Consider the following 21496-nt stretch of genomic DNA (forward strand, 5'->3'; position numbering starts at 1 on the left):
GCTTAGCGCCTCATCGGATTATTGTTGGGGTTATTTGGAGCGCTGTTTACGCTAGTGGGGGCTATCTCGGGGACACTCACGCGGCGTAATTGATTATTTTGCGCGCTGAGCTGTGCGTCGCCAGGGCTGGCGGCATAGGTTTTCATTTTTTGAACTTCGGCCAAATTGGGTACCGCATTTTCAATTTGCTCAGCCGAGAGCCCTTTGACACCCGTTGTGACCGTTTTACCAGAAGAGCCGGTTTTAATGACATTCGAAAGTGCCGCGCTCGAGCTGGTGCTGCCTGAACTAGTTCGAACGTTGAGTAGTTTTATCCAACCGGTTTGCCCTGTGCTGAGTTTGACCTCCATCCATGCGCCTTTTCGGGTGCGGATATCGACCGGGGTGTCGCTGGCAACATTACCGATTACCGTTGAATCTAGGAATGGCTTGTCCCGCAAATCGGTTTTGCGGATCACCGTGCCCGGCTCCGCGAGCGCGATGCTGCTAACGAGCATCGCATAGAGGGCAATTTTCATGATTTCACCTGCGGTTCAAATAATTGGACAGATTGCTCGCGGCCTTTGACCTGATGAGTGCCGCGTGCAATAAATTCGTAAACGGTATTGTGTTGTTGGCACGCTTGCATACAAGCTTCAGAGACCAAAACACGGGCCACGCCTTTGGTTAGCCCTTCAATCCGTGAGGCCAGATTAACGGTATCGCCAATCACGGTATAGTCGAGCCTTGAATCTGAGCCGATAAAGCCGACCACAGCTGGGCCAGTATGAATGCCAATGCCCACATCAAATTCGGCATTTAAACCCTGCAATTCCTGCCTAAAGCGCTGTACTGCAGCGGACATTTCTAGTGCTGCTGCCACTGCACGATTTGCATGCTGTTCATCATGTGCTGGTGCGCCCCAAAAGGCCATAATTGCATCACCAATAAATTTATCCAATGTGCCGCCATGCTTGAAAATAATAGCCACCTGCATGGAGAAGTAACGGTTTAATAGCTCTACGATATATTCAGGGGGGTGACTTTCCGATAGCGTAGTAAACCCACGAATGTCCGAGAATAAAACAGTAAGCTCGCGTGACTCGGCTTTTTTGCTCAAGTCAATCTTACCGCTGCTGATCAATTCGCCAACGACTCTGGCGTCCAGAAAACGCGAAAACATGGCGATCGCATGTTCGCGACTGGCTTTTTCAGCTAAGTACGACAGCAAGGCGGCCAGCCAGAAATACAGCCACGCCCATGCGATCGGTGCGGCTAGTGGCAGATACCAATATTGTTTCAGACCTAACCAGACTGCACTCACGAATAGAGCACTTGCAATTAAAAGTAATGTGGCAAGGTGCAGTGTATTGCGCCCTTTCTGAAAGCCCCAGGCTAGCAGCGAGGCTAACAGTAGCGCAGCAATCGCAAATGGCGTGCGCGGTGTATCGCGCAGCCAGTCTTGGTATTTAAGGTTATCAATTGCCGTAGCGAGAATCTCAACCCCTGGATAGCTTTGACTGATCGGTGTAGGGCGCAAATCTTGTAGCCCTGGTGCTGCGGTACCAATAATGACAATTTTATTGGTAAATTCATTCTGGGCTCGGCTGGGGTGTTCAGTATTGGCATCCAGATACACCGCAGAATAAGAGATGTGGGTGCGCTGCTGCTGCCAATTGAGTCGAATTTGGGCCTGTTCAATGGGTTGCCATTTCAAGTCGCGCGCCAGTCGCCATGGCAATGAGGGGATTAGCCAGCCATCAATGTTTTCATGCAACAAATAATTGCGCCCAATACCGTCGTGATCTTGCTGAAAATTGATCAGCCCACCTCGCCATGAGTCTCGCTCAAGAACGGACGGCAGCATCATAATTGCCCGCGCAGTAGGTTTGGCGTTTGGGGTCTTGATCAACCCCACACTCGCAGGTAAGGCGCTGAGTGCGCTGCTGTTACCGTCTTGCAGTAAAGTGTGCGCGAAGTAAATATTGGAGTGTTGTGCTACCACCTGTTTGAATAAAGCATCCGACTCGGTGCCAAAAGTGTCGGGTTCGTTAAACATCACATCAAAGACGATGGCGCTAGGGTTTTGTGCTGCGATATGTTCGATCAGCTCTGCATGGATAGAACGAGGCCAAGGCCATTTGCTGGCAACCTCGTTCATATCTTCCAGACTTTTCTGATCGATATCGACAATCACGATATCGGGGTTGGCTTTACGGGTTTTGGCGTGCTGTTCAAGTAATAGATCACCCACTCGTAGATCTATGGTTTGCGTAAAGTTGAGCCAGCCATAATCTAGGGCAACTAAACAGGCCACAATGGCTAATAAAGAAGCAAACGATAGTTTCTGGCGCATGATGCATTACAGCAAAGTCTGGGTAACTCTTTATAACCTGTATTGCTCGGCGGAAACAGTAAAATTAGTCACTCTGGCCATGTAATCCAGATTTAATGCGGCTGTTTAGTCCCTAATCCAGCAAAGCAGACCTGCAGCATGTGTTTGATGATTTGTTCGTTATCCAGTTTGCTATATCGCTGCAAAAATTCGACCGCAGGGTCGCAAGTACGAGAATAGTAGCTAAACAAGATTACATCGCTGGGCAAGCTAGCATCTAGATCACCACTTTTTTGCGCTTTAGCGACTAATTTCTCTAGCTGATGATTCAGCTTGAGCACACGGCCGACATATTTTAAGTTGCGCATCAGCATTTCCCGCACATGCGCACTGGTGGATGGCAGAAATGGCATGCCACCTTCAAGTCTAACGCGCAGAGCCCACTCGAGCATCGCACTTAGGATTTCTATGGGCTGCAGGTTTTTGTCTAACTGTGCCAGAAAGTCTGCCGCTCCATCAATGAGGCGAATCATTGCCTCGCCGACTAGATCTTCTTTCGATTTAAAGTGCTTGTATAGGCTAGGCTTGGAAATGCCGACTGCACTAGCAACGTCATCCATTGTCATTAGATCAAAGCCCTTGTCACGCAAGATGGCTGTCGTTGCGTCGAGAATGGCGTTTTCACGTAATTTGAACGCCTGATCTTTAAAGCTAAGCTTGCTGAGTATACTCATTGGTCTGTTTTGCTACTAAGTAGTAGCTTTTATATTGAAGTAGTAGTAATGTTATCACTAGTGTATTTGTTTTGACACCGTAACGATGGATGAACGGTCAATATGAGCCAAAAAGCCAAACAACGCATTGCTGTGATCGGCTCTGGTATTTCCGGGCTAGCGAGCGCCTATTTTCTCAGCCGTGCCCATGAGGTAGTGCTGTTTGAGGCGGGTAATTATCTTGGTGGGCACACCAATACGGTCGAAGTAACGCTGGAGGGGCAGACTGCTGCGGTTGATACTGGGTTTCTGGTATTCAATGAAAAAACCTACCCCAATCTGATTGCTCTGCTGGCTGAGTTGGGCGTGGGAAGTTATGCCACTGATATGTCGTTTGGTGTTTCGCTCGATGACGGTCGGCTTGAGTGGGCAGGCACTAATCTAGATACTGTGTTTGCCCAGCGCAGTAATCTGCTCTCGACGCGTTTTATCGGCATGCTGCGTGATATTTTGCGCTTTAATGCTGCGGCATCCGCTAATCTAGAAGCCTGCTTGCAAAGTGGCGCCACACTTGGCCAACTACTTGAGTCGGGCGCTTACGGTGCAGCATTCCGAGATGCCTATTTGTTGCCGATGGCCGCAGCAATCTGGTCTAGCTCGCCCAATGATATTTTGGACTTTCCCGCCGCGACTTTTCTGCGTTTTTGCCTTAATCATGCATTACTGCAAGTCAACGATAGACCGCAATGGCAAACCGTGCGGGGTGGTGGGCGTGAATATGTGCGCAAAATTGCCGCCACGCTCAGTGATGTTCGCCTCAATACGCCAGTGAGCCGCGTAGAGCGCACCGCTGATGGCGTAATGGTGTACAGCGCACAGCAGGCAGAGCAATTTGATGCTGTCGTTTTTGCCACGCACGCCCCGCAAACTTTGGCGATGCTCGTCGATGCCAGCGAAGCTGAACGTGCCGTGCTCAGTGCGGTACGCTATCAAGCCAATACAGCGGTGCTGCATACCGATATCAAGCAACTGCCAAAACGACGCAAAGTCTGGTCGGCCTGGAATTATTTGGGAGGGGCGGCGGTATCGGGTGAGCGGCCTGTGTGCGTGAGTTATCTGCTAAATCAGTTGCAAAATTTACCGTTTGTCACGCCAGTAGTGGTCACGCTAAACCCATTTGCCCCACCTGCGGCTGAGACGGTGCTGGCACAGTTTGAGTATGAGCATCCAGTCTTTGATCAGGCGGCGATTGATGCGCAAGCACGGCTGCCTGCCATTCAAGGGGTGGATCGGGTCTGGTTTGCTGGGGCATGGACGGGTTATGGCTTTCATGAAGATGGGCTCAAATCTGCTTTGCGCGTAGTGGCGGATTTTGGCTTGTCGCCGGAATGGGCACAGGTGACATGATGGCCGCCGCTGCCTACTTACTGCGCGGTCAGGTGATGCATTCCCGCCTGCGGCCCGTGATGAACCACTTTGTTTATCCGGTGTTTTGTGTGCGGATTAATCTGGCGCGGCTCAAGGAATTACGCGGCCGCTGGTTTGGCGTTGATTGCAGACGGCTGGTCAGCGTACAAACCCGTGATTATGGCCCACGTGATGGTTCAGATTTGCTGCACTGGATACGGGATGTCTTGCGGGAGCATGATCTGCCCCACGACGGTGAAGTCTGGCTGCAAACTTTTCCCCGCGTGCTGGGCTTTGTATTTAACCCGGTTAGTTTCTGGTATTGCCATGATACTGCAGGGGATTTGCGTGCGGTACTGGCAGAAGTGAACAATACCTTTGGCGATACGCATCGGTATTTGTTGGTGGCTCATGCTGGTGCTGTGATTGACGAGCATACCCCCTTGCTGGCGCGCAAGTTGATGCATGTATCACCATTTTGTGCCGTGGCTGGACATTACCAGTTTCGGCTGCGTGACACGGAGAACACCGCCTTTGTTGGGATTGATTATTTCGATGAAGCCGGTTTGCTGATTAAAACGGCCATAGGTGGGCATAAGCAGCTTTTAAGCGATGCGACGATGTGGCGTGCATTGTTGGCCCAGCCGCTACTCACCATCGGTGTGTTTAGCAAAATTCACTGGCAGGCGCTCAAGTTGTGGTGCAAGAAAGTGCCTTTTTTCCGCCAGCCGTTAGCGCCAGAACCCAATCTCAGTTTTCAAACGCCGCTGAGCGTGCAAGCCAGCTTCGTCAATGATCGCAATTTAGAGGAGCGTTCATCATGAGCCAAACTCGTACCCTAACCCTTGCAGATACCCGTAGCCTGCCCAATGCCGCCAGATTATTTCTTAAGTTGCTCGCGCAATTACGCTATGGTCATTTGCAACTGATTACGCCCGAAGGCGGGTGTATGACATTTGGTGATTTGCACCAGCCGCCCAGTGCTACTTTGCAGATTAACGATTGGCGCGCCTGTGGCCGCATTATAAAGGCGGGAGATATCGGTTTTGCTGAAAGCTATGAGGCGGGTTGGATTGATAGCCCAGATTTAACTGCGGTGTTGCGGCTGGCTATTCGTAACGAAGCGGTCTTGGAGCAGATGGTTTTTGGTGGAAAATTGGCGACGCTGTGGTATCGGCTTAAGCACTTGTTGCGCCCCAACACCCGCGCGGGCAGCCGTAAAAATATCCATGCGCATTACGATATTGGCAATGATTTTTATCGACTGTGGCTTGATCCAAGCTGGACCTATTCCAGCGCGATTTTTGCCGATGACTTTGCCCAATCACTGCAAAGTGCCCAGCAACGTAAATATCAGCGGATTATTGATGAGCTTGGTTTGCGCTCCGGGCACCGAGTGCTGGAAATCGGCTGCGGCTGGGGTGGTTTTGCCGAGCATGCCAGTCGCTTGGGTATCCATGTGCACGGGATCACCATTTCGCCTGCACAATTACAGATCGCGCAGGCACGAATCGATGCGCAAGGACTCAATGCGCTGGCTGATCTGGAAATCTGCGACTACCGCGATTTGTCTGGTCAGTACGATGCGATAGTCTCGATTGAAATGTTTGAAGCGGTTGGTGAGCGGTTCTGGTCGCAGTATTTCGCTACTGTGGCCGAGCGGCTTAAACCTGGTGGGCGCGCGCTGATTCAGACCATTACCATTGACGAGCGCTATTTTGAGCGTTATCGCAGCAGCACCGATTTTATCCAGCAATACATATTCCCCGGCGGCATGCTGCCTAGTCCTGAGCGCTTTGTGGCGAAAGCCGAGCGTGCAGGGATGAAAGCGCTAGACCAATACCGTTTTGGTTGCGATTACGCTGAAACGCTGCGCCGATGGCTGGCCGATTTTGAAGCGCAGCACAGCGCAATCCGCGCGCAGGGTTTTGATGAGTCGTTTATGCGAATCTGGCGTTTGTACCTGACGTATTGCGAAGCTGGCTTTGATGAGGGGCGTACCGATGTTATTCAATTCCTGCTGCAAAAATCGCACTAATACACCTAAGGGTATCTCACTTAAAGCCATTATTTTAGCTGGCTTGTTGATGATACCCCTTGCTGCGCCAGTTTGCGCCAATGTCTGGCGCGAACAATTGCCTCAAGCTCGTGCCATTGGTAGCGGTGATTTACGCTGGTTTGGCCTAAAAATATACACCGCGCGACTTTGGAGTGAGCAAACTCGCTTTGATCCTGAGTCAAGCACAAGCCCATTTGCCTTGGAGCTGACCTATCACCGCAGCATTAGCCGCGAGCAATTTGTTAAAACCAGCTTGGATGAAATCACTCGGCTATTTGCTAATCGCTACTCCGCCGCCACGCTAAAGCGCTGGGAAGCTGACATGCAGCGCGCATTTACTGATGTGAATGCCGGTGATCAGCTCATTGGCGTGTATTTGCCGGAAGTGGGTTGCCGTTTTTATAACAGCCGCCAATTGTTGGCGGAAATTCGCGACCCTGAGTTTGCGAAAGCTTTCTTCGCAATCTGGTTTGACGAGCGCACTAAAGATACTGGTTTGCGCTCTCAATTGCTGGGGAGCCGAAAATGAGCGCGACTCAGCCAATGGCTCAAGCCCCACATTCAGCGCTGGCCTTGGCCGCATACGGTGCTTTGGGCTTGCCGCTGGCGATGTCCGCCTTACCCGTGTATGTGCAGATTCCGGCGTATTACAGCACACATCTGGGCTTGGCTTTGGCGGGGACAGGCTGGGTGCTGTTTCTGGCTCGTTTGATTGATACCTTGCAAGACCCATGGCTGGGGCGTTGTATTGATCGCCTGCATGGGCGAGCACTCAATGGGTGGTTAATCACAGGCGCATTGTTGCTGGTGCTGGCCTTTGGTGGGCTATGGCTGCCGCAGGTAAGTGGGGGGTATCTAACGTTATGGCTTGCTGTGATGCTGGTGGTGGCTTATACGGCGCACAGTATGCTTAATATCGCGTATCTGGCATGGGGTGCAAGGCTAGGGCAGGAGCAACAATTATTGGGGGCCGCGGGTTGGCGCGAAGGGGCAGGCCTGGTGGGGGTGATTTTAGCGAGCGTGATTCCAAGCTGGCTAATGACTATGCCGACCGAGTCGCTCACTGGTGGGTTAGTGGTATATAGCGGTGCATTTGCAGTCATTGTGCTGCTAAGCCTTACCGCTTTGCTGCGCTGGGCGCCTCAGTGGCACAAGGCACCATCATCGGCACTGAGTTGGTCGCAAGCACTACGCTTAATGCGGCAAAACACCGAGTTTACGCGCTTGCTATGGCCGTATGTAGTGAATGCCATATCGGTATCGATCCCTGCGACGTTGGCGCTGTTTTTTATCAACGACCGAATTGGCGCACCGCAATTGGCTGGTGTTTTTCTGGCGGCATACTTTATTGCGGCAGCCTTAGGCTTGCCGGTTTGGGTGCGCTTTGCACAGCGCTTTGGCGTGTTGTGCAGTTGGCGGTTGGGAATGTTGCTGGCAATTTTGAGTTTTTGTGGCGCCAGCTGGCTGGGGCAGGGTGACAGCACAGCGTATTTGCTGGTGTGCATTGCTGCGGGTTTGGCGCTAGGGGCTGATTTGGCGCTGCCGCCGGTTTTGTTGGCCAGATTAATCCCTAGCGATGAAGCTGCTGCCACTTACTACGGTGTGTGGACTTTACTCGGTAAATTGGCCTTGGCCTTGTCCGGTTTGGCTTTGCCATTATTGGCTGTGTTGGGGTATACGCCTGGAATACCAGCTGGTGCTGAGCTGGCGTGGGTATACGCTGGGGTGCCTTGTCTATTTAAACTGCTGGCTTTGGTGTTGCTGCGCAATATGGGCAACGTAACCATTCATCTAAAGGAGCAAACACCATGAATCTGAACCGAATTAAAAAAGCCTTACTCGCGGCCAGTTGTGGATTGCTCACTGCCTGTGCTTCACCCGATGTTAGTCACTATCAGCAAGCCGAGCCTAAGCTTGATCTGGCGCGTTATTTCGTTGGTACCACAGATGCTTGGGGGATGTTCCAGAAACGTAGCGGGGAAGTCGTGAAGCGATTTCATGTGGAAATAACTGGTACGCAGCGCGATGGCAAGTTGGTGCTGGACGAGCGTTTTAGTTATGACGATGGCAATAAAGATCAGCGGATTTGGACATTAACGCAACAAGCGGATGGGAGCTGGCGCGGCACCGCAGCGGACGTAAAAGGCGAGGCCGTGGGCAAGGTGGCGGGTAATGCTCTGAATTGGCAATACACCTTGCTGTTGCCCGTAGATGGAAAAACCTACGAAGTGCAATTTGATGACTGGATGTTTTTGCTGGACGAGCACTCGATGATCAATCGCGCCAGTATGCGCAAATTCGGCTTCGAGCTGGGTCAGGTGACGCTGTTTTTCAAGAAAAGGAGCTAGCCATGTTCAAAGCGATGAATACGCCGATTGCAAGTTGGCGCGGCTTACGGGTGTGGCTGATTGGTGCTTCGAGTGGGATCGGCGCGGCATTGGCGCAGCAACTCATGGCGGCTGGGGCGATAGTCTCGCTGAGCGCGCGGCGTGAATTGCCACTGCAGCAAGTGGCGAGTGCTAGCGGTCAAGCGCATGTGATGGCTTTTGATGCGACCGATTCTGCGGCTTGGCCTCGAGCCTACCAAACCGTGTGTAGCAAAATGGGCGAGCCCGATCTGGTGCTATTTTGTGCGGCAGATTATCGGCCGGAGCGCATTTGGGAGGTGAGCGCCGAGCGTGCAGGGCAAACGTTGGATATTAATTTGATTAGTGCTTACCGTGCGATCGAAACCATTCTGCCTGCGATGCTGCAGCGCGGCAAAGGCGGGATTGGCTTGATCGCCAGTGTGGCGGGTTATATGGGTTTACCGAACGCCAGTGTGTATGGGCCGAGCAAGGCGGCGCTGATCAATTTGGCTGAAATTTTATACAGTGATCTACATCCGAAGGGCTTAGATGTGTATTTGATCAATCCGGGTTTTGTGCGCACCAGCTTGACGGCAAAGAATGACTTTTCAATGCCTGCGCTACAAACGCCAGAACAGGCCGCCAGCGCTATTTTGCACGGGATAGCAGCTGGAAAATTCGAAATACATTTTCCACGCCGATTTACGCAAATGCTGAAGTTAACGCAGTTTTTGCCGTATCGTTGGCGTTTCGCCCTGTTTGAACGCTATCTGAAACTCTCATGACGCCTATTAAAATCGACGAATTACTCGCTTGGTATGCGGGTATTTGCCCTGAAACACTCGATCAGGTTGCTTATTTTTATCAGCCACAAGCCCGATTTAAAGACCCATTTAATGATGTGCATGGACCTGAGGCTATCCGTGCCATTTTTGCTCATATGTTTGCGACGACTGACAATCCTCGATTTGTAATCGGCGAGCGGCTGGTGCAAGGCCAGCAGGCATTTGTAAGTTGGCGTTTTGAATTTGGCCTGAAAGGCAAAAACTATCAGATCGAGGGCGGCTCACACTTGACTTTTGGTGACGATGGGCGCGTGGTGCTTCATCGTGATTATTGGGATGCAGCCGAAGAGCTGCTGCAAAAACTACCTGTGATTGGTGGGCCAATACGCTGGTTGCGTCGCCAGTTTGTGGTCAAGTTGTAAGCGATGTTGGTTATGAAGTGCCGTTCAGTCTATTAGTGTTTGATTATTTACTGGCTTCGCGTATAGTCCCCCTGCTTGTAAGTAATGTGCTTACAAGCGTGAAGGGTGCCGAATTCTCGGCATGAACTGAACGTGTGGAGCCAGTTAATGAAACTGATCAATGGCCTGATATTGGCGATGATGGCTCCTATGACTTTCGCAACGGTTTTGCTGGCCGTGCCACGCGATGTCATCTTGGATTACCAAAAATTACTCCGTAATCGTGACATTATGGAAATTCGCGATTACACGGGCTTGGGCGCGCGCCGTGATACGGTGGAATTAATCGTGTTTCAGCAAGCCTTGCTGCGTGGCGGTTTGGATGAGCCTGTACGCTTGGTGCCGGTAGATAGCTATGCGCGTATTCTGGTTGAAGTGGAGGCTGGTAATGTCACGGCCAGTGGCACTTCGGTGTGGGCCAGTGATGCGGCACAAACGAAAGCTCTGCTCTCAGCTCCATTGATTCGTGATGGTGAATATGTAGCTGGGTTTTATGCTGAAGAGAGTAATAGTAGGGTTAGAAGTGCCAGCTTAAAAGAGTTACGTGCGATGACTGCGGTGACTAATCGAGCCTGGAAGAATGATGTCGCAACGCTTGAATCACTTGGCATTGCGAAGCTTGAAAGTGCTCCCACGTTTGGCATGATTGCCAAAATGCTGAAAGGCGAGCGTGGTGACTTTACCTTGGCTTCGTTTAAATCTACGCCGGATATGTCGTTTGAGGTGGAAGGGGTACGTTTGGTGCCGATTAAAGGCATGAAGGTGGCGATGCCGGGCTCGCGCCATTTTCTTATTAGCCCAAATAGTCAAGGATCTCAGCTGCTTGAAGCTTTGAATAAGGGCCTAGGACGGATGCGTAAAGATGGTACGATTCGCAAAGCCTATATCGATGCTGGTTTTTTTAATGCCCGTGTTGAATCTTGGCTTGTAGTTAACCCTAGTCAGATCATTGATCGCTAACAGAGCAAGACATGAAAAAAGGGGCCTTAGCCCCTTTTTTATTGCAGTTGTATCCTGTCTGTCCAATTAGAATGCTGGAACGATTGCACCTTGGTATTTGGTTTCGATGAATTTCTTCACTTCTGGCGATTTCAGCGCAGCAGCAAGCTTCTTAACGGCCGCTGAGTCTTTGTTATCGGTACGAGTTACCAAAATATTCACATACGGTGATTCTTTGCCTTCAATCGCCAGTGCGTCTTTGCTTGGGTTTAATTTAGCTTCCAAGGCGTAGTTGGTGTTAATTAGCGCCAAGTCTACTTGATTCAAAATGCGTGGCAGTGTTGCCGCTTCCAATTCTTTGAATTTCAGTTTTTTCGGGTTGGCGGTAATGTCTTTGCTGGTCGCTAAGATATTGGTTTTATCTTTTAAGGTAATTACGCCAGCTTTGTCGAGTAGCAACAGGGCGCGGCCGCCATTGGTAGCATCATTTGGAATCGCTACTGTTGCGCCTTCTTTCAGATCAGCCAGTTTTTTCACTTTGCTTGAATAGGCGCCAAATGGCTCAACGTGAACGCCAGCAACGCTCACCAATGTAGTGCCTTTGCCTTTGTTAAATTCGGTTAGGTAAGGCTGGTGCTGGAAGAAGTTAGCGTCCAGTTTCTTTTCCGCTACTTGTACATTGGGCTGTACGTAGTCAGTAAATACTTTAACGTCCAGCTCAACGCCTTGCTTAGCCAGCATTGGTTTGATGAATTCAAGAATTTCAGCGTGTGGGACGGCGGTTGCACCAACACTGATTTTGTCGGCAGCAAATACGCCAGCACTGGCCAATACGGTTGCTGCAGCAAAAAGGGAAATTGCTTTCTTCATGGTTTTGTTCCTTTTGGGAGGGTATGTTGTTGTACTCTTTTGGAGGTCTAATCTAGATCCGTATACCCCGATGAGGGTGTATGAATAAAGATTACCACTACGTAATTTAAATACTAAATACCAATTGCTTCTATCTATATATGCAGCTTGCTCGGTTGCTCGAAGATAGTCTCAACGGCGGCTGAAATATTGCACCAGCTTATCGCCCACCATTTGCAGTATTTGTACTAGCACCAGTAGCAGTAAAACGGTAACGACCATCACATCGGTCTGAAAACGCTGATATCCGAAGCGAATCGCCAGATCACCTAAGCCGCCGCCGCCAATCACGCCAGACATTGCGGCGTAGGACACCAAGGTAATAGCGGTCACCGTAATGGCCGCAAGGATGCCGGGCATGGCCTCTGGCAACAGCGCTTTGATGACGATTTGCTGCGTAGTGGCCCCCATGGCTTGAGTGGCCTCGATAATGCCTCGGTCTACTTCACGCAATGCGGTTTCAACCAAACGGGCAAAGAACGGCGTGGCACCCACCACCAGTGGCGGAATCGCTCCTGCAACACCAAGTGAGGTGCCGGTGAGTAGTACGGTGAACGGAATCATAATGATCAACAAAATCACAAATGGAACCGAACGCAGTACATTAACGACAAATGACAATATGCCATACACCACGGGCTGCGCCAGCAGTTGTTTCTTGCCGGTAAGGAACAGCAAAATACCCAGCGGTAAACCCAAAAGTAGGGTGAATAACAGCGAGCCGCCCAGCATGCTTAGGGTATCAATCGTAGCAAGACCGATATCTGCCCAATCAATATTGCTTAGTAAATCGTTTAACATGGCGTTCATTGACGTAGCTCCTCTACTACAATGCCTTCGTCAGCGAGGCGCGACAATAATTCATCGACTTGTGATCCAACCAGCCCTAGGGTGAGTTGGCCGCAAGGTGTGGTTTTAATGCGTTCAATCCGTCCGGCCAGAATTGAAAAATCAACGGCATACTGGCGTGCCAGTGCGCTGAGGTGCGATTGGTAGGTTGATTCACCTTTGAAAGTGAGTCGAACTATTTTGCCCGGGACATGCGCAAAATCATCGGCTTCAGTCGTTTCATCAACGTGCTCGCTTTCGTACACAAAGCGTCTTGTGGTGGGATGTTTGGGGTGTAAAAACACATTAGTCACCGGGCCTAGCTCGACAATTTCGCCACCATCAATTACCGCAACACGATCGCAAATGCTGCGAATCACATTCATTTCGTGTGTAATCAGCACGATTGTGAGCTTGAGCTTTTGGTTGATTTCCAGCAGTAACTGCAGCACGGATGCCGTAGTTTGTGGGTCGAGTGCGCTGGTGGCTTCATCACAAAGTAGCAGCTTTGGATTGTTGGCCAGCGCACGGGCAATGCCTACACGCTGTTTTTGTCCGCCCGAGAGTTGTGCTGGATACTTGTTGGCGTGATCGGCTAAGCCGACAAGTTCTAGTAATTCGGCCACCCGCTGATTGATGGCAGTTTTATCAAGCTCGCCCGCGACTTGCAGTGGGAAGGCGACGTTCTGCGCTACGGTTTTGCTCATCAGTAGATTGAAGTGCTGAAAAATCATGCCGATCTTCTGGCGCGATTTTCTAAGTGCATCGCTTGAGAGTTCGGTTAAGTTAACGCCATCGAGCAAAACACGGCCGCCACTTGGCCGCTCGAGCAAATTGATGAGTCGAATTAAGGTCGATTTACCTGCGCCAGAATGGCCGATAACACCAAAAATTTCACCGGCGGCAATGCTCAAGTCGATGCGCTTAAGTGCCGGTATATCGCGCCCATCAACGCGATAAGATTTGCTGAGATTTTCTAATAAAATCACGGAATGCCTTTATGTGCCTGTTTAATTGATTATTTCGCAAGCATAGGGGTTCAACAAGGTAATTAATTGCTTGTCATGAGCTGGCGCATCACGCCAACGATGCGGTCAATGTCAGTGTGCTCAATTTGCCAGTGTGTGACCAAACGCATGCAGCCATGTTCCGGTGGGTTGACTGTGATGTTAGCCGCAGCAAAAGCAGCACTAACCGTTGCGGGGGCAATGTTGCGGCTAAACTTGAACCACACCATATTGATTTGTACGCTGGCCAGATCGATTTCGATGCCACCAATCTGGCTTAGTGCCTGTGCTAATGCTTGCGCATTGGCGTGGTCTTGCTCAAGCCGCTGGCTCATGGTGTGCAGTGCGATCAGGCCTGGCGCAGCCAGCACACCTGCCTGACGTAAACCACCCCCAAGCATCTTGCGCAAGCGGCGTGCTCGCGCAATGAATGTTTGACTCCCGGCTAGCAATGAGCCAACTGGTGCTGCCAACCCTTTACTGAGGCAACACATCACGGTATCGCAATATTGAGTAATTTCTTTGGCATCTACGCCAAGATGGGTTGCTGCATTGAAAATCCGCGCACCGTCCAGGTGCAATGGTATTTGGTGGTGTTGTGCGATCGACCAAATTGCCTGCATATTCGCCAGTGGAATCACACGACCGTTGGAGTGGGCATTTTCGAGGCAAATCAGTCCTGTTTTGGGCTCATGAATATCAATGCCGTGACGAATTTTGCCCTCAAGCACTTGAGGGTCAAGCTGGCCAAAGTGGCTTTCCAGTGTTCTAAGCTGTACGCCACCAATTACCGCGCTACCACCTGCCTCGTGCCAAACGATATGGCTATCGTCGCCAACAATCACTTCGTCTCCACGTTGGCAATGCGTCAAAATGGCAAGTTGATTGCCGAAGGTGCCGCTGGGGACAAATAATGCAGCTTCTTTGCCAAGCTGTGCTGCGGCAGTCAGTTCAAGTTCAATGACCGTTGGATCGTCACCATAAACGTCATCGCCCACAATGGCGTCGGCCATCGCTTGGCGCATGGCATTGGTGGGCTGGGTCACTGTATCGCTGCGAAGATCGAGTGTTTTCATGGCGAGATGCTTTAAGTTGGACAATGATTGTGACTATTCACCGTGTAACTGACTATAGCCGATATTCCTAATTCGGATAGATTGCAGCGGATTATGCGAAAATAGCGATTATGAAAACGACAAATACTAATCAATCACTGCTCGCGCGTAGCATGGCGGCTGTTTGGCATCCATGCACGCAAATGAAACGCCACGAAACCTTGCCCTTGGTGCCAATTGCGCGCGCCGATGGTATTTGGCTGACTGATTGTAATGGTCGGCGATTTATTGATGGTGTATCCAGTTGGTGGGTGAATTTGTTTGGGCACAATGAGCCACGCATCAAAGCGGCAATAAGCACACAAATGAATTCGCTCGAACATGTGATGTTGGCGGGTTTTACGCATGAGCCCGTTGTACATCTATCAGAGCAGCTGGGTGAGTTAACCGGCTTGGGGCATGCGTTTTATGGCTCGGATGGCGCCTCTGCAACTGAAATTGCCTTAAAAATGGCGGCGCATTTCTGGCTCAATATTGGGCTACCAGAAAAAAATCGGTTTGTGTATCTGGCAGATAGTTATCACGGTGAAACAGCTGGGGCGCTGTCGGTAACCGATGTGCCGATTTTTCGCACTGCCTATGCGCCTTTGGTGCGCGAAAATTTCTCGGTGCTAAGCCCTGATCCACGCCTAGCTGCAGAGGAGGAGACTGCGGAGCAGTATACAGCTAGGGCGCTTGCCGATTTGGAGCGTGTACTGCAAAACCATGCAGATGAAATCGCAGCACTGATTATTGAGCCACTTGTACAAGGTGCGGTGGGTATGGCGATGTATGATCCAGTTTATCTGACTCAGGCGCGTATACTCTGCGATAAATATCAGGTGCTATTGATTGCCGATGAAATTGCGGTGGGGTTTGGCCGCACTGGGAGCATGTTTGCTTGCGAGCAAGCCGCCATCAAGCCAGATTTAATTTGCTTATCCAAAGGCATTACTGGCGGCTATTTGCCCTTGGCGGTGGTGTTATGTACTGATGTTATTTATCAGGCTTTTTATGCCGACGATACGGCCAAAGCTTTTTTGCATTCGCATTCGTATACAGGCAATGCGCTGGCCTGCGCGGCCGCGCTGGCGACGCTGCAAATTTTCCGGGATGACGATGTAATTGTGCAAAATCGCATTAAAGCGGCGGCGATGAATCAGGTGTTTGCTCCGTTGAAGGCACATCCTCGCGTTCAGCATTGGCGGCAACGTGGCATGATTTGGGCTTTTGATGTTGTTGATGCACCGCCCGGATTTGCACAGAAATACTTTCAAAATGCATTAAATGCGGGAGTTTTGCTGCGGCCGGTTGGAAATACGGTATATTTTATGCCACCCTACATTATTGATCTGGCCCAGACAGAGCAGCTGACATCGGCGGCTCTATTGGCACTGGAAGCCAGTTTGCAAGCCTAGTTTGCGATTATTCATTTGACATGACGTTAAAATTTAATATCCCAGAAGCAGATCAAAGCCTCGCTGCTTCCGTTGAGACGGATCCGAAAAAGCTCAAAGACTGGTTGATTGCCTTGCCAACCGCAAATGTCATTGAAGCCGCACGGATGTTGCTCGACGCCATGACGGTATTGAATCGCGTCAAAGTTGAGCCTGATGCGCGAGCTGTGCTACTAGCAGAATATCAAAGCTCATTAGAGATGCTGACGGGGGCTTTTGAAGTCGCTTATGCCTCGCCAGGCTTGCCAATGAAAGAGTCGGCTCGAGCGGCGGCTCAGCTGGCGCGGAATGTTTGGCTTGAGTTGGCGGTGGGCTGGAAAATTGTCCTGCATGATAAGCAGGAAAAACGCTTTGTTTTTTTTTCTGCCCCGCAAAAAGCAGCGCCGATACAGCTGCAGGCATTGCTTTATGCATACTGGCGGGTGTATCAGGTGTCTGGGCGTTTATACCAAACGCTGCCTGAGGGCATTTGGGCTGAAATGCATCAAATTTTTCGCTATTGCGCGGAAAATAAAATGCTTGATGAACCCAAAAACGAGAATCCAAAAGATAAGTCTACGCGCCCTGTGGCCACTTTATACAAGCAGATGGTGTTGCTGGCTTTGGCGGATCCGCACCGTTTTGCTGGGGTGGAGCTTGATAAGGTTATTGAGATTATCGAGAGTTACGCCCCGCACGCGCACTTTCAACCGCTGAGTAAGTTAGCATCCAGCGCGGGTTTTTTCCTGATTGAATTGGCCACTGATAAAGCGCCGTGTTATGTGGGCAATCGCTCTTTAGATCATTATGTGGGTCAGGCAGTATTGTTTGATACCATTGAATTGGCCAAAAAACTGCATAAAGCCGAGCATGCAGTTGAGGCGAAGGCGCCGATGGCAAAAGATCGCGCCAAAGTACAAATGTGGCTAGAAATTTTGCGGCGCGTGATTCGACAGTGGAGCATCGTTCCGCATCGTATTTATCAGCGTATTCCGACCCAATCCAATATTAGTGTCGCCTTTGGATTAAGACGCACGGCATTCCGGCTTAATCAGGGGCAAAACATTGTCGCAGGTGCTGAGAGGTTTGTAGTCTCGGAAAAAGACTTGCAGCTAACTCAGTGGCAAGTGATCAATGAAAGCCCTGGTGGTTATGGCATCTTGGCGCATGAATTACCAAAAGAGCAGGCCAAAGCCGGTGAAATAGTAGCGCTATCGGTCGCCAATGAGGCCAATTGGATGGTGGCATCGATACGTTGGCTGCATCAGCACCATAATGGCTCGATGGAGATGGGCTTGCAAGTGATGTCGGCTAAAGCACAGGCGACTTTGATGCGTCCTAGCCAGAATTTGGATATTCCATTTTTCCCTGCAATTTTGATGCCTGCTATTCCCGCATTAAAACAGTCAGCGCGCATTGCGACCCCCAAGGGTTTTTATACCCCACTGCGTGAATATATCGTGCTGTTGGGTGAGCAGCGGCATCTGATACGCGCCGCAAAATTAGTGGAGCAGCAAAATGGCTATGATCTATTTGAATTTACTGGTGAGCTAAATTAGCTGGGGTATATTGCTGTAGCTCGGTAAATTAAATGAGTTTGTGTCTATACCCAGCTATTTGCTTTTGGCGCGTGGGTGGGCTTGATCGTATACATTGGCCAGATGCTGAAAGTCCAAGTGGGTATAGACTTGCGTGGTAGCAATGCTGGCGTGGCCCAGTAGCTCCTGTACTGCGCGCAAATCTCCAGATGATTGCAGCAGATGGCTGGCGCAGCTATGGCGTAATTTGTGTGGGTAGAGTGGCTCACTAATGCCTAGCTCTTGTTGCCAATGCCGAAGTCGTAGTTGCACGGCACGCGGTGTTAATTTCCCCCCATTTTTACTCACGAAAACGGTGGCGACCTGCCCACGTGCATACTCGGGGCGAATGCTGAGCCAATGACGTAATGCTTCTTGCGCAGCGTGACCCACTGGTACGATGCGTGTTTTATTGCCTTTGCCGGTTACATTGGCCATGCCCTGTGGTAAATCGAGCTCGATCAGTTTTAAATTGACTAGCTCGCTGACCCGCAGGCCCGAAGAGTAAGCCAGCTCAAAGATCGCTTTGTCACGAATGGCAAGCGCATCATCGTCCGGGATGTTTTCTAAAAAGCCAACTGCATCATCACTATTTAGTGTGCCTGGTAGTGCTTTGGCGGCTTTCGGTGCCTTTACGCCTTCTGCCGGGTTTAGCGGCCAATGATGGTCCCGAATCATCAGCCGGTAAAATACCCGCCACGCAGATAAGCTGCGCGCAATTGAGCGGCCAGAAAGACCTTGGCTCGCTAATTGGCGCACAAAGCCGCGAATGTCATGCGCGGCTAGTTCCTGCAATTGTTTGTCCTGAGCAGCTTGTGCAAGTCGCCACAGATCACGCTCGTACGCTGCATAGGTGTGAGCGCTGGCCATTTTTTCGCCAGTTAGGTAGCGAAAAAAATGCGCAAACTGTTCACGAGTTTGCGCTGGGATTTCTTGGCTCGCGAGCAAGCCTAGCTTGGTGTTAGCCATGCTCGGGTACAACTCGCCTTACAGCAGCAGAGACCAGCTCTGATAAACGTTGCAGATAGAGGGTGCCCATATCCGGGTAAAAGCGTTCGCTATCCGGGCTGGCAAGTACGAGAATGCCGAAGGGCAAATCGCCGGTTTTTAAGGCAAATTGGGCAAAGGATTTTAACTCGCCAGTGCCAATTTCAAACCAGTCCAGCACTTCGTCGGTGACATAAGGGCCGCAATACGGAGACACTAAATTTTCCGCTAGTTTATGAATGGCTTCGCTAACGGGTGAGAACTCCATCAAATTGCAGTCACCCGCCGGTAGCCATAAGCGTAAGGCAAGAAAAGGAACTGTAAAGCGCTCCTTCAGGTGATATTCCAACGTGCCAATAATGGACGGTAGATCGTGGGCGCGCATTAAATCAACGGTCAGTTGATGTAGCTTGTCGGAAATGCTGTCATTCTCTACGCCAAACTGCAGCAATTCACCAAGCCGGCCTTCTAGTTGGCGATTGCGGTCGCGTAGCGTCAGCAATTGGCGTTCTGCTAGCGAAACGGCATGGCCACCGTGATTGTGCGGCACAAAAATCTGCGCGATATCATCGGCAAATTCGTCAAAGAATGCGGGATTTTGCTTCAACCATTGCACTACATCGTTCGCTTGCATCTGCTGTATCCTGATTAAATGTCGATTGAACCTGTAAATACCGTCACGGCCGGTCCGGTCATCATAACGGGCTGAGCCGCGCCCGCCCAAGAAATCCGTAAATCACCCCCGCGGGTGTGTACCAATACCGACTCATCGAGCAAACCGCGGCGAATGCCGGCTACCACAGCGGCACAAGCCCCAGTACCACATGCTAGCGTTTCGCCGGCGGCGCGCTCAAAAACGCGCAGGCGAATTTCAGTGCGACTCACAATTTCCATAAAACCGGCGTTTACTTTTTGCGGAAAGCGCGGATGGTTTTCAATTAGTGGGCCGTGCTCGGCAACTGGGGCGTCGTTAGCCGACTGTACCACCTGTACCGCATGTGGATTGCCCATTGAGACCACGGATATATCATGCACTTGGCCAGCAACGATCAGCGGATCAATAATCGCTTCCTCGGGAGCTTGAAATGGGATTTCGGTTGGATGAAAGCGCGGTACGCCCATATTAACCGTAACATTGCCATCGGCTTCAAGCTTGGGGTAAATCACGCCTTTTGCGGTTTCTACCGCAATTTCAGTTTTGTTAGTCAGGCCTTGTTCGAACACAAAGCGGGCAAAACAGCGCGAGCCATTGCCGCACTGTTCAACTTCGGAGCCATCACAATTAAAAATGCGATAGCGAAAATCGATGCCGGGGGTGTTCGACTTCTCGACTAGCAATAATTGATCAAAGCCCACGCCAAAATTGCGATGACCAAGCTGTCCGATGGTTTCCTTAGAAAGAGTCACCGTTTGGCGTACGCCATCGATCACCATAAAATCATTACCAAGGCCGTGCATTTTGCTAAATTGCAGCTTCATTTCGATATTCCATAATCATGTTCATTGATTGAAACAGTAAACATGATCTGCGTAAAGCGAGTTATTTTGGGGGTGATGCAGTTTTGTTTAGCGCCCGCGCTGCGGGCGTAATCGGGTGTGATGTAAGGCTAAAGGCTGCTTTATGATCCGGCAAGGACTGTTTAGCTGGCGTAGCAAAATCACCATGTTTGACGTGATTTTGCTACGGTTTGAGGGGAGTGGTGCGGCAGTGCTTGGCAGGTTTGGTGGCGCGATTAATCTGCAAAGAGTCGACCATATTCGACCATCAGGCAGCGATCCATCACAATCGGTATACCCGCCGCTTTCGCCCGCGCTGCAGCGGCTTCATCGACAATGCCTAGTTGCAGCCAGATCGCTTTGGTGCCGCGCGCAATTGCCTGATCGACCACTTCACCCGCTTCTTCGCTGCGGCGAAATACATTTACCATATCAATCTCACCTGGAGCGCTGGCCAAATCGGCATAGACGGTCTCGCCGAGGATGGTTGGCAGCGGCTTGGGTGTTACTGGAATAATTTTAAAGCCCCAACGCTGCATCAGCTTGGCCACGCCATGGCTGGCACGGCTCGGTTTATCCGATAGGCCAACGACGGCGATGGTTTTGGTGGCGAGTAAAATGGTTTTGATTTCTGCATCAGATGGATTTTGAAACGCCATAGTCACTCCGCACACAAATTGTTTAGCATGGTATGGGTATATGCTTATAGCCAAATTTGGAATTGGCTTTCTGGTATATACCCACGATAAATTACTTGCTCAGCACCATCACTGCATCAGCTTCAACAATCGCACCCTTAGGCAGAGCTGCGGCTTGTACTGCGGCGCGCGCAGGGTAGGGCGCGGTGAAATATTCGCCCATAATTTCGTTCAATTTGGCAAAGTTGGCCAGATCAACCACAAACACGCCTAGCTTTACGATGTCGCTCAAATCGCCACCCGCCGCTTGGCAAACTGCACGCAGGTTTTGGAATACGCGATGAGTTTGCGCCTCAAAGCCTTCCGCCAACTCGCCGCTCACTGGGTCAAGACCGATTTGGCCTGACAGATAAACCGTGTTGCCCACTTTTACCGCTTGCGAGTAAGTGCCAACGGCCTTAGGTGCGTTGTCTGAATGGATGATTTCTTTGCTCATG

The 21496-nt window shown here is 50.7% G+C and carries 23 protein-coding genes; 11 read left to right on the forward strand and 12 right to left on the reverse strand.

The annotated features are described in order from the left end of the window. Positions 1-2 precede the first annotated feature (2 nt). The 3 genes from HZU75_RS15725 to HZU75_RS15735 all read right to left on the reverse strand — a co-directional run bounded on the left by HZU75_RS15725 (position 3) and on the right by HZU75_RS15735 (position 3048). The gene (locus HZU75_RS15725; protein WP_180306926.1) at positions 3-518 is read right to left on the reverse strand and encodes an SH3 domain-containing protein; all 516 of its coding nucleotides are present in this window, start codon (positions 516-518) and stop codon (positions 3-5) included. Continuing rightward, entirely contained in the window at positions 515-2335 is a 1821-nt protein-coding gene (locus tag HZU75_RS15730) for a CHASE2 domain-containing protein (RefSeq protein ID WP_180306927.1), read from the reverse strand. The genes HZU75_RS15725 and HZU75_RS15730 overlap by 4 nt, the downstream gene beginning before the upstream one ends. 92 nt (positions 2336-2427) lie before the next feature. After that, entirely contained in the window at positions 2428-3048 is a 621-nt protein-coding gene (locus tag HZU75_RS15735; RefSeq protein ID WP_180306928.1) for a TetR/AcrR family transcriptional regulator, read from the reverse strand. Between the two features lie 102 nt (positions 3049-3150). Here HZU75_RS15735 and HZU75_RS15740 point away from each other — a divergent pair, with 102 nt between their 5' ends. The 9 genes from HZU75_RS15740 (at position 3151) to HZU75_RS15780 (ending at position 11047) form a co-directional block, all read left to right on the forward strand. Then, a complete protein-coding gene (locus HZU75_RS15740) occupies positions 3151-4434 on the forward strand; it encodes an NAD(P)/FAD-dependent oxidoreductase (RefSeq protein WP_180306929.1) in 1284 nt (427 codons plus the stop codon). Then, the gene (locus HZU75_RS15745) at positions 4431-5258 is read left to right on the forward strand and encodes a DUF1365 domain-containing protein (RefSeq protein ID WP_228028101.1); all 828 of its coding nucleotides are present in this window, start codon (positions 4431-4433) and stop codon (positions 5256-5258) included. The genes HZU75_RS15740 and HZU75_RS15745 overlap by 4 nt, the downstream gene beginning before the upstream one ends. Next, the gene (locus HZU75_RS15750; RefSeq protein WP_180306930.1) at positions 5255-6472 is read left to right on the forward strand and encodes an SAM-dependent methyltransferase; all 1218 of its coding nucleotides are present in this window, start codon (positions 5255-5257) and stop codon (positions 6470-6472) included. The genes HZU75_RS15745 and HZU75_RS15750 overlap by 4 nt, the downstream gene beginning before the upstream one ends. Beyond that, positions 6438-7022 (forward strand): chalcone isomerase family protein, encoded by a 585-nt coding sequence (locus tag HZU75_RS15755; protein WP_228028102.1) that lies wholly within the window; start codon positions 6438-6440, stop codon positions 7020-7022. Before HZU75_RS15750 ends, HZU75_RS15755 begins: the two co-directional genes overlap by 35 nt. Then, positions 7019-8305 carry an MFS transporter gene (locus HZU75_RS15760; RefSeq protein WP_180306931.1) on the forward strand — a complete coding sequence of 429 codons (1287 nt, stop codon included), beginning with the start codon at positions 7019-7021 and terminating at the stop codon, positions 8303-8305. Before HZU75_RS15755 ends, HZU75_RS15760 begins: the two co-directional genes overlap by 4 nt. Continuing rightward, complete coding sequence (locus HZU75_RS15765) at positions 8302-8841, forward strand: DUF3833 domain-containing protein (RefSeq protein WP_180306932.1); 540 nt, start codon at positions 8302-8304, stop codon at positions 8839-8841. Before HZU75_RS15760 ends, HZU75_RS15765 begins: the two co-directional genes overlap by 4 nt. Before the next feature lie 2 nt (positions 8842-8843). After that, positions 8844-9626 (forward strand): SDR family NAD(P)-dependent oxidoreductase, encoded by a 783-nt coding sequence (locus HZU75_RS15770; RefSeq protein WP_228028103.1) that lies wholly within the window; start codon positions 8844-8846, stop codon positions 9624-9626. Further along, positions 9623-10048, forward strand: a complete 426-nt coding sequence (locus HZU75_RS15775; RefSeq protein WP_180306933.1) for a nuclear transport factor 2 family protein — start codon at positions 9623-9625, stop codon at positions 10046-10048. The genes HZU75_RS15770 and HZU75_RS15775 overlap by 4 nt, the downstream gene beginning before the upstream one ends. Before the next feature lie 147 nt (positions 10049-10195). Further along, positions 10196-11047: a transporter substrate-binding domain-containing protein gene (locus HZU75_RS15780; protein WP_180306934.1), complete on the forward strand. Its 852-nt coding sequence runs from the start codon at positions 10196-10198 to the stop codon at positions 11045-11047. 66 nt (positions 11048-11113) lie between these two features. Here the strand turns inward: HZU75_RS15780 and HZU75_RS15785 are convergent, their stop codons facing one another. From HZU75_RS15785 to ltaE, 4 genes are all read right to left on the reverse strand, one after another. Next, the gene (locus HZU75_RS15785) at positions 11114-11896 is read right to left on the reverse strand and encodes a MetQ/NlpA family ABC transporter substrate-binding protein (protein WP_180306935.1); all 783 of its coding nucleotides are present in this window, start codon (positions 11894-11896) and stop codon (positions 11114-11116) included. Between the two features lie 171 nt (positions 11897-12067). After that, a complete protein-coding gene (locus tag HZU75_RS15790) occupies positions 12068-12745 on the reverse strand; it encodes a methionine ABC transporter permease (protein WP_180306936.1) in 678 nt (225 codons plus the stop codon). Next, positions 12742-13752 carry a methionine ABC transporter ATP-binding protein gene (locus HZU75_RS15795; RefSeq protein ID WP_180306937.1) on the reverse strand — a complete coding sequence of 337 codons (1011 nt, stop codon included), beginning with the start codon at positions 13750-13752 and terminating at the stop codon, positions 12742-12744. Before HZU75_RS15795 ends, HZU75_RS15790 begins: the two co-directional genes overlap by 4 nt. Before the next feature lie 62 nt (positions 13753-13814). Next, a complete protein-coding gene (ltaE, locus tag HZU75_RS15800) occupies positions 13815-14846 on the reverse strand; it encodes a low-specificity L-threonine aldolase (RefSeq protein ID WP_180306938.1) in 1032 nt (343 codons plus the stop codon). A gap of 110 nt (positions 14847-14956) precedes the next feature. Here ltaE and HZU75_RS15805 point away from each other — a divergent pair, with 110 nt between their 5' ends. Both HZU75_RS15805 and HZU75_RS15810 read left to right on the forward strand, forming a co-directional pair. Beyond that, positions 14957-16282 (forward strand): adenosylmethionine--8-amino-7-oxononanoate transaminase, encoded by a 1326-nt coding sequence (locus tag HZU75_RS15805; RefSeq protein WP_180306939.1) that lies wholly within the window; start codon positions 14957-14959, stop codon positions 16280-16282. Positions 16283-16302: 20 nt separating this feature from the next. After that, on the forward strand, positions 16303-17859 hold the full coding sequence (locus tag HZU75_RS15810) for a cyclic-di-GMP receptor FimW-related protein (protein ID WP_180306940.1): 1557 nt from the start codon (positions 16303-16305) through the stop codon (positions 17857-17859). A gap of 54 nt (positions 17860-17913) precedes the next feature. On the opposite strand, the gene xerC is transcribed toward HZU75_RS15810, so the two are convergent. The 5 genes from xerC to HZU75_RS15835 all read right to left on the reverse strand — a co-directional run bounded on the left by xerC (position 17914) and on the right by HZU75_RS15835 (position 21495). Next, positions 17914-18846 carry a tyrosine recombinase XerC gene (gene xerC, locus HZU75_RS15815; RefSeq protein WP_180306941.1) on the reverse strand — a complete coding sequence of 311 codons (933 nt, stop codon included), beginning with the start codon at positions 18844-18846 and terminating at the stop codon, positions 17914-17916. Then, positions 18839-19498: a DUF484 family protein gene (locus HZU75_RS15820; protein WP_180306942.1), complete on the reverse strand. Its 660-nt coding sequence runs from the start codon at positions 19496-19498 to the stop codon at positions 18839-18841. Before HZU75_RS15820 ends, xerC begins: the two co-directional genes overlap by 8 nt. Before the next feature lie 14 nt (positions 19499-19512). Beyond that, positions 19513-20343, reverse strand: a complete 831-nt coding sequence (gene dapF / locus HZU75_RS15825) for a diaminopimelate epimerase (protein ID WP_180306943.1) — start codon at positions 20341-20343, stop codon at positions 19513-19515. A gap of 254 nt (positions 20344-20597) precedes the next feature. Beyond that, complete coding sequence (locus tag HZU75_RS15830; protein ID WP_180306944.1) at positions 20598-21020, reverse strand: CoA-binding protein; 423 nt, start codon at positions 21018-21020, stop codon at positions 20598-20600. A gap of 91 nt (positions 21021-21111) precedes the next feature. Beyond that, entirely contained in the window at positions 21112-21495 is a 384-nt protein-coding gene (locus HZU75_RS15835; protein ID WP_180306945.1) for a Rid family detoxifying hydrolase, read from the reverse strand. Position 21496 lies beyond the last annotated feature (1 nt).

It is taken from the genome of Chitinibacter fontanus (genome assembly GCF_013423785.1).
Lineage (GTDB): Bacteria > Pseudomonadota > Gammaproteobacteria > Burkholderiales > Chitinibacteraceae > Chitinibacter > Chitinibacter fontanus.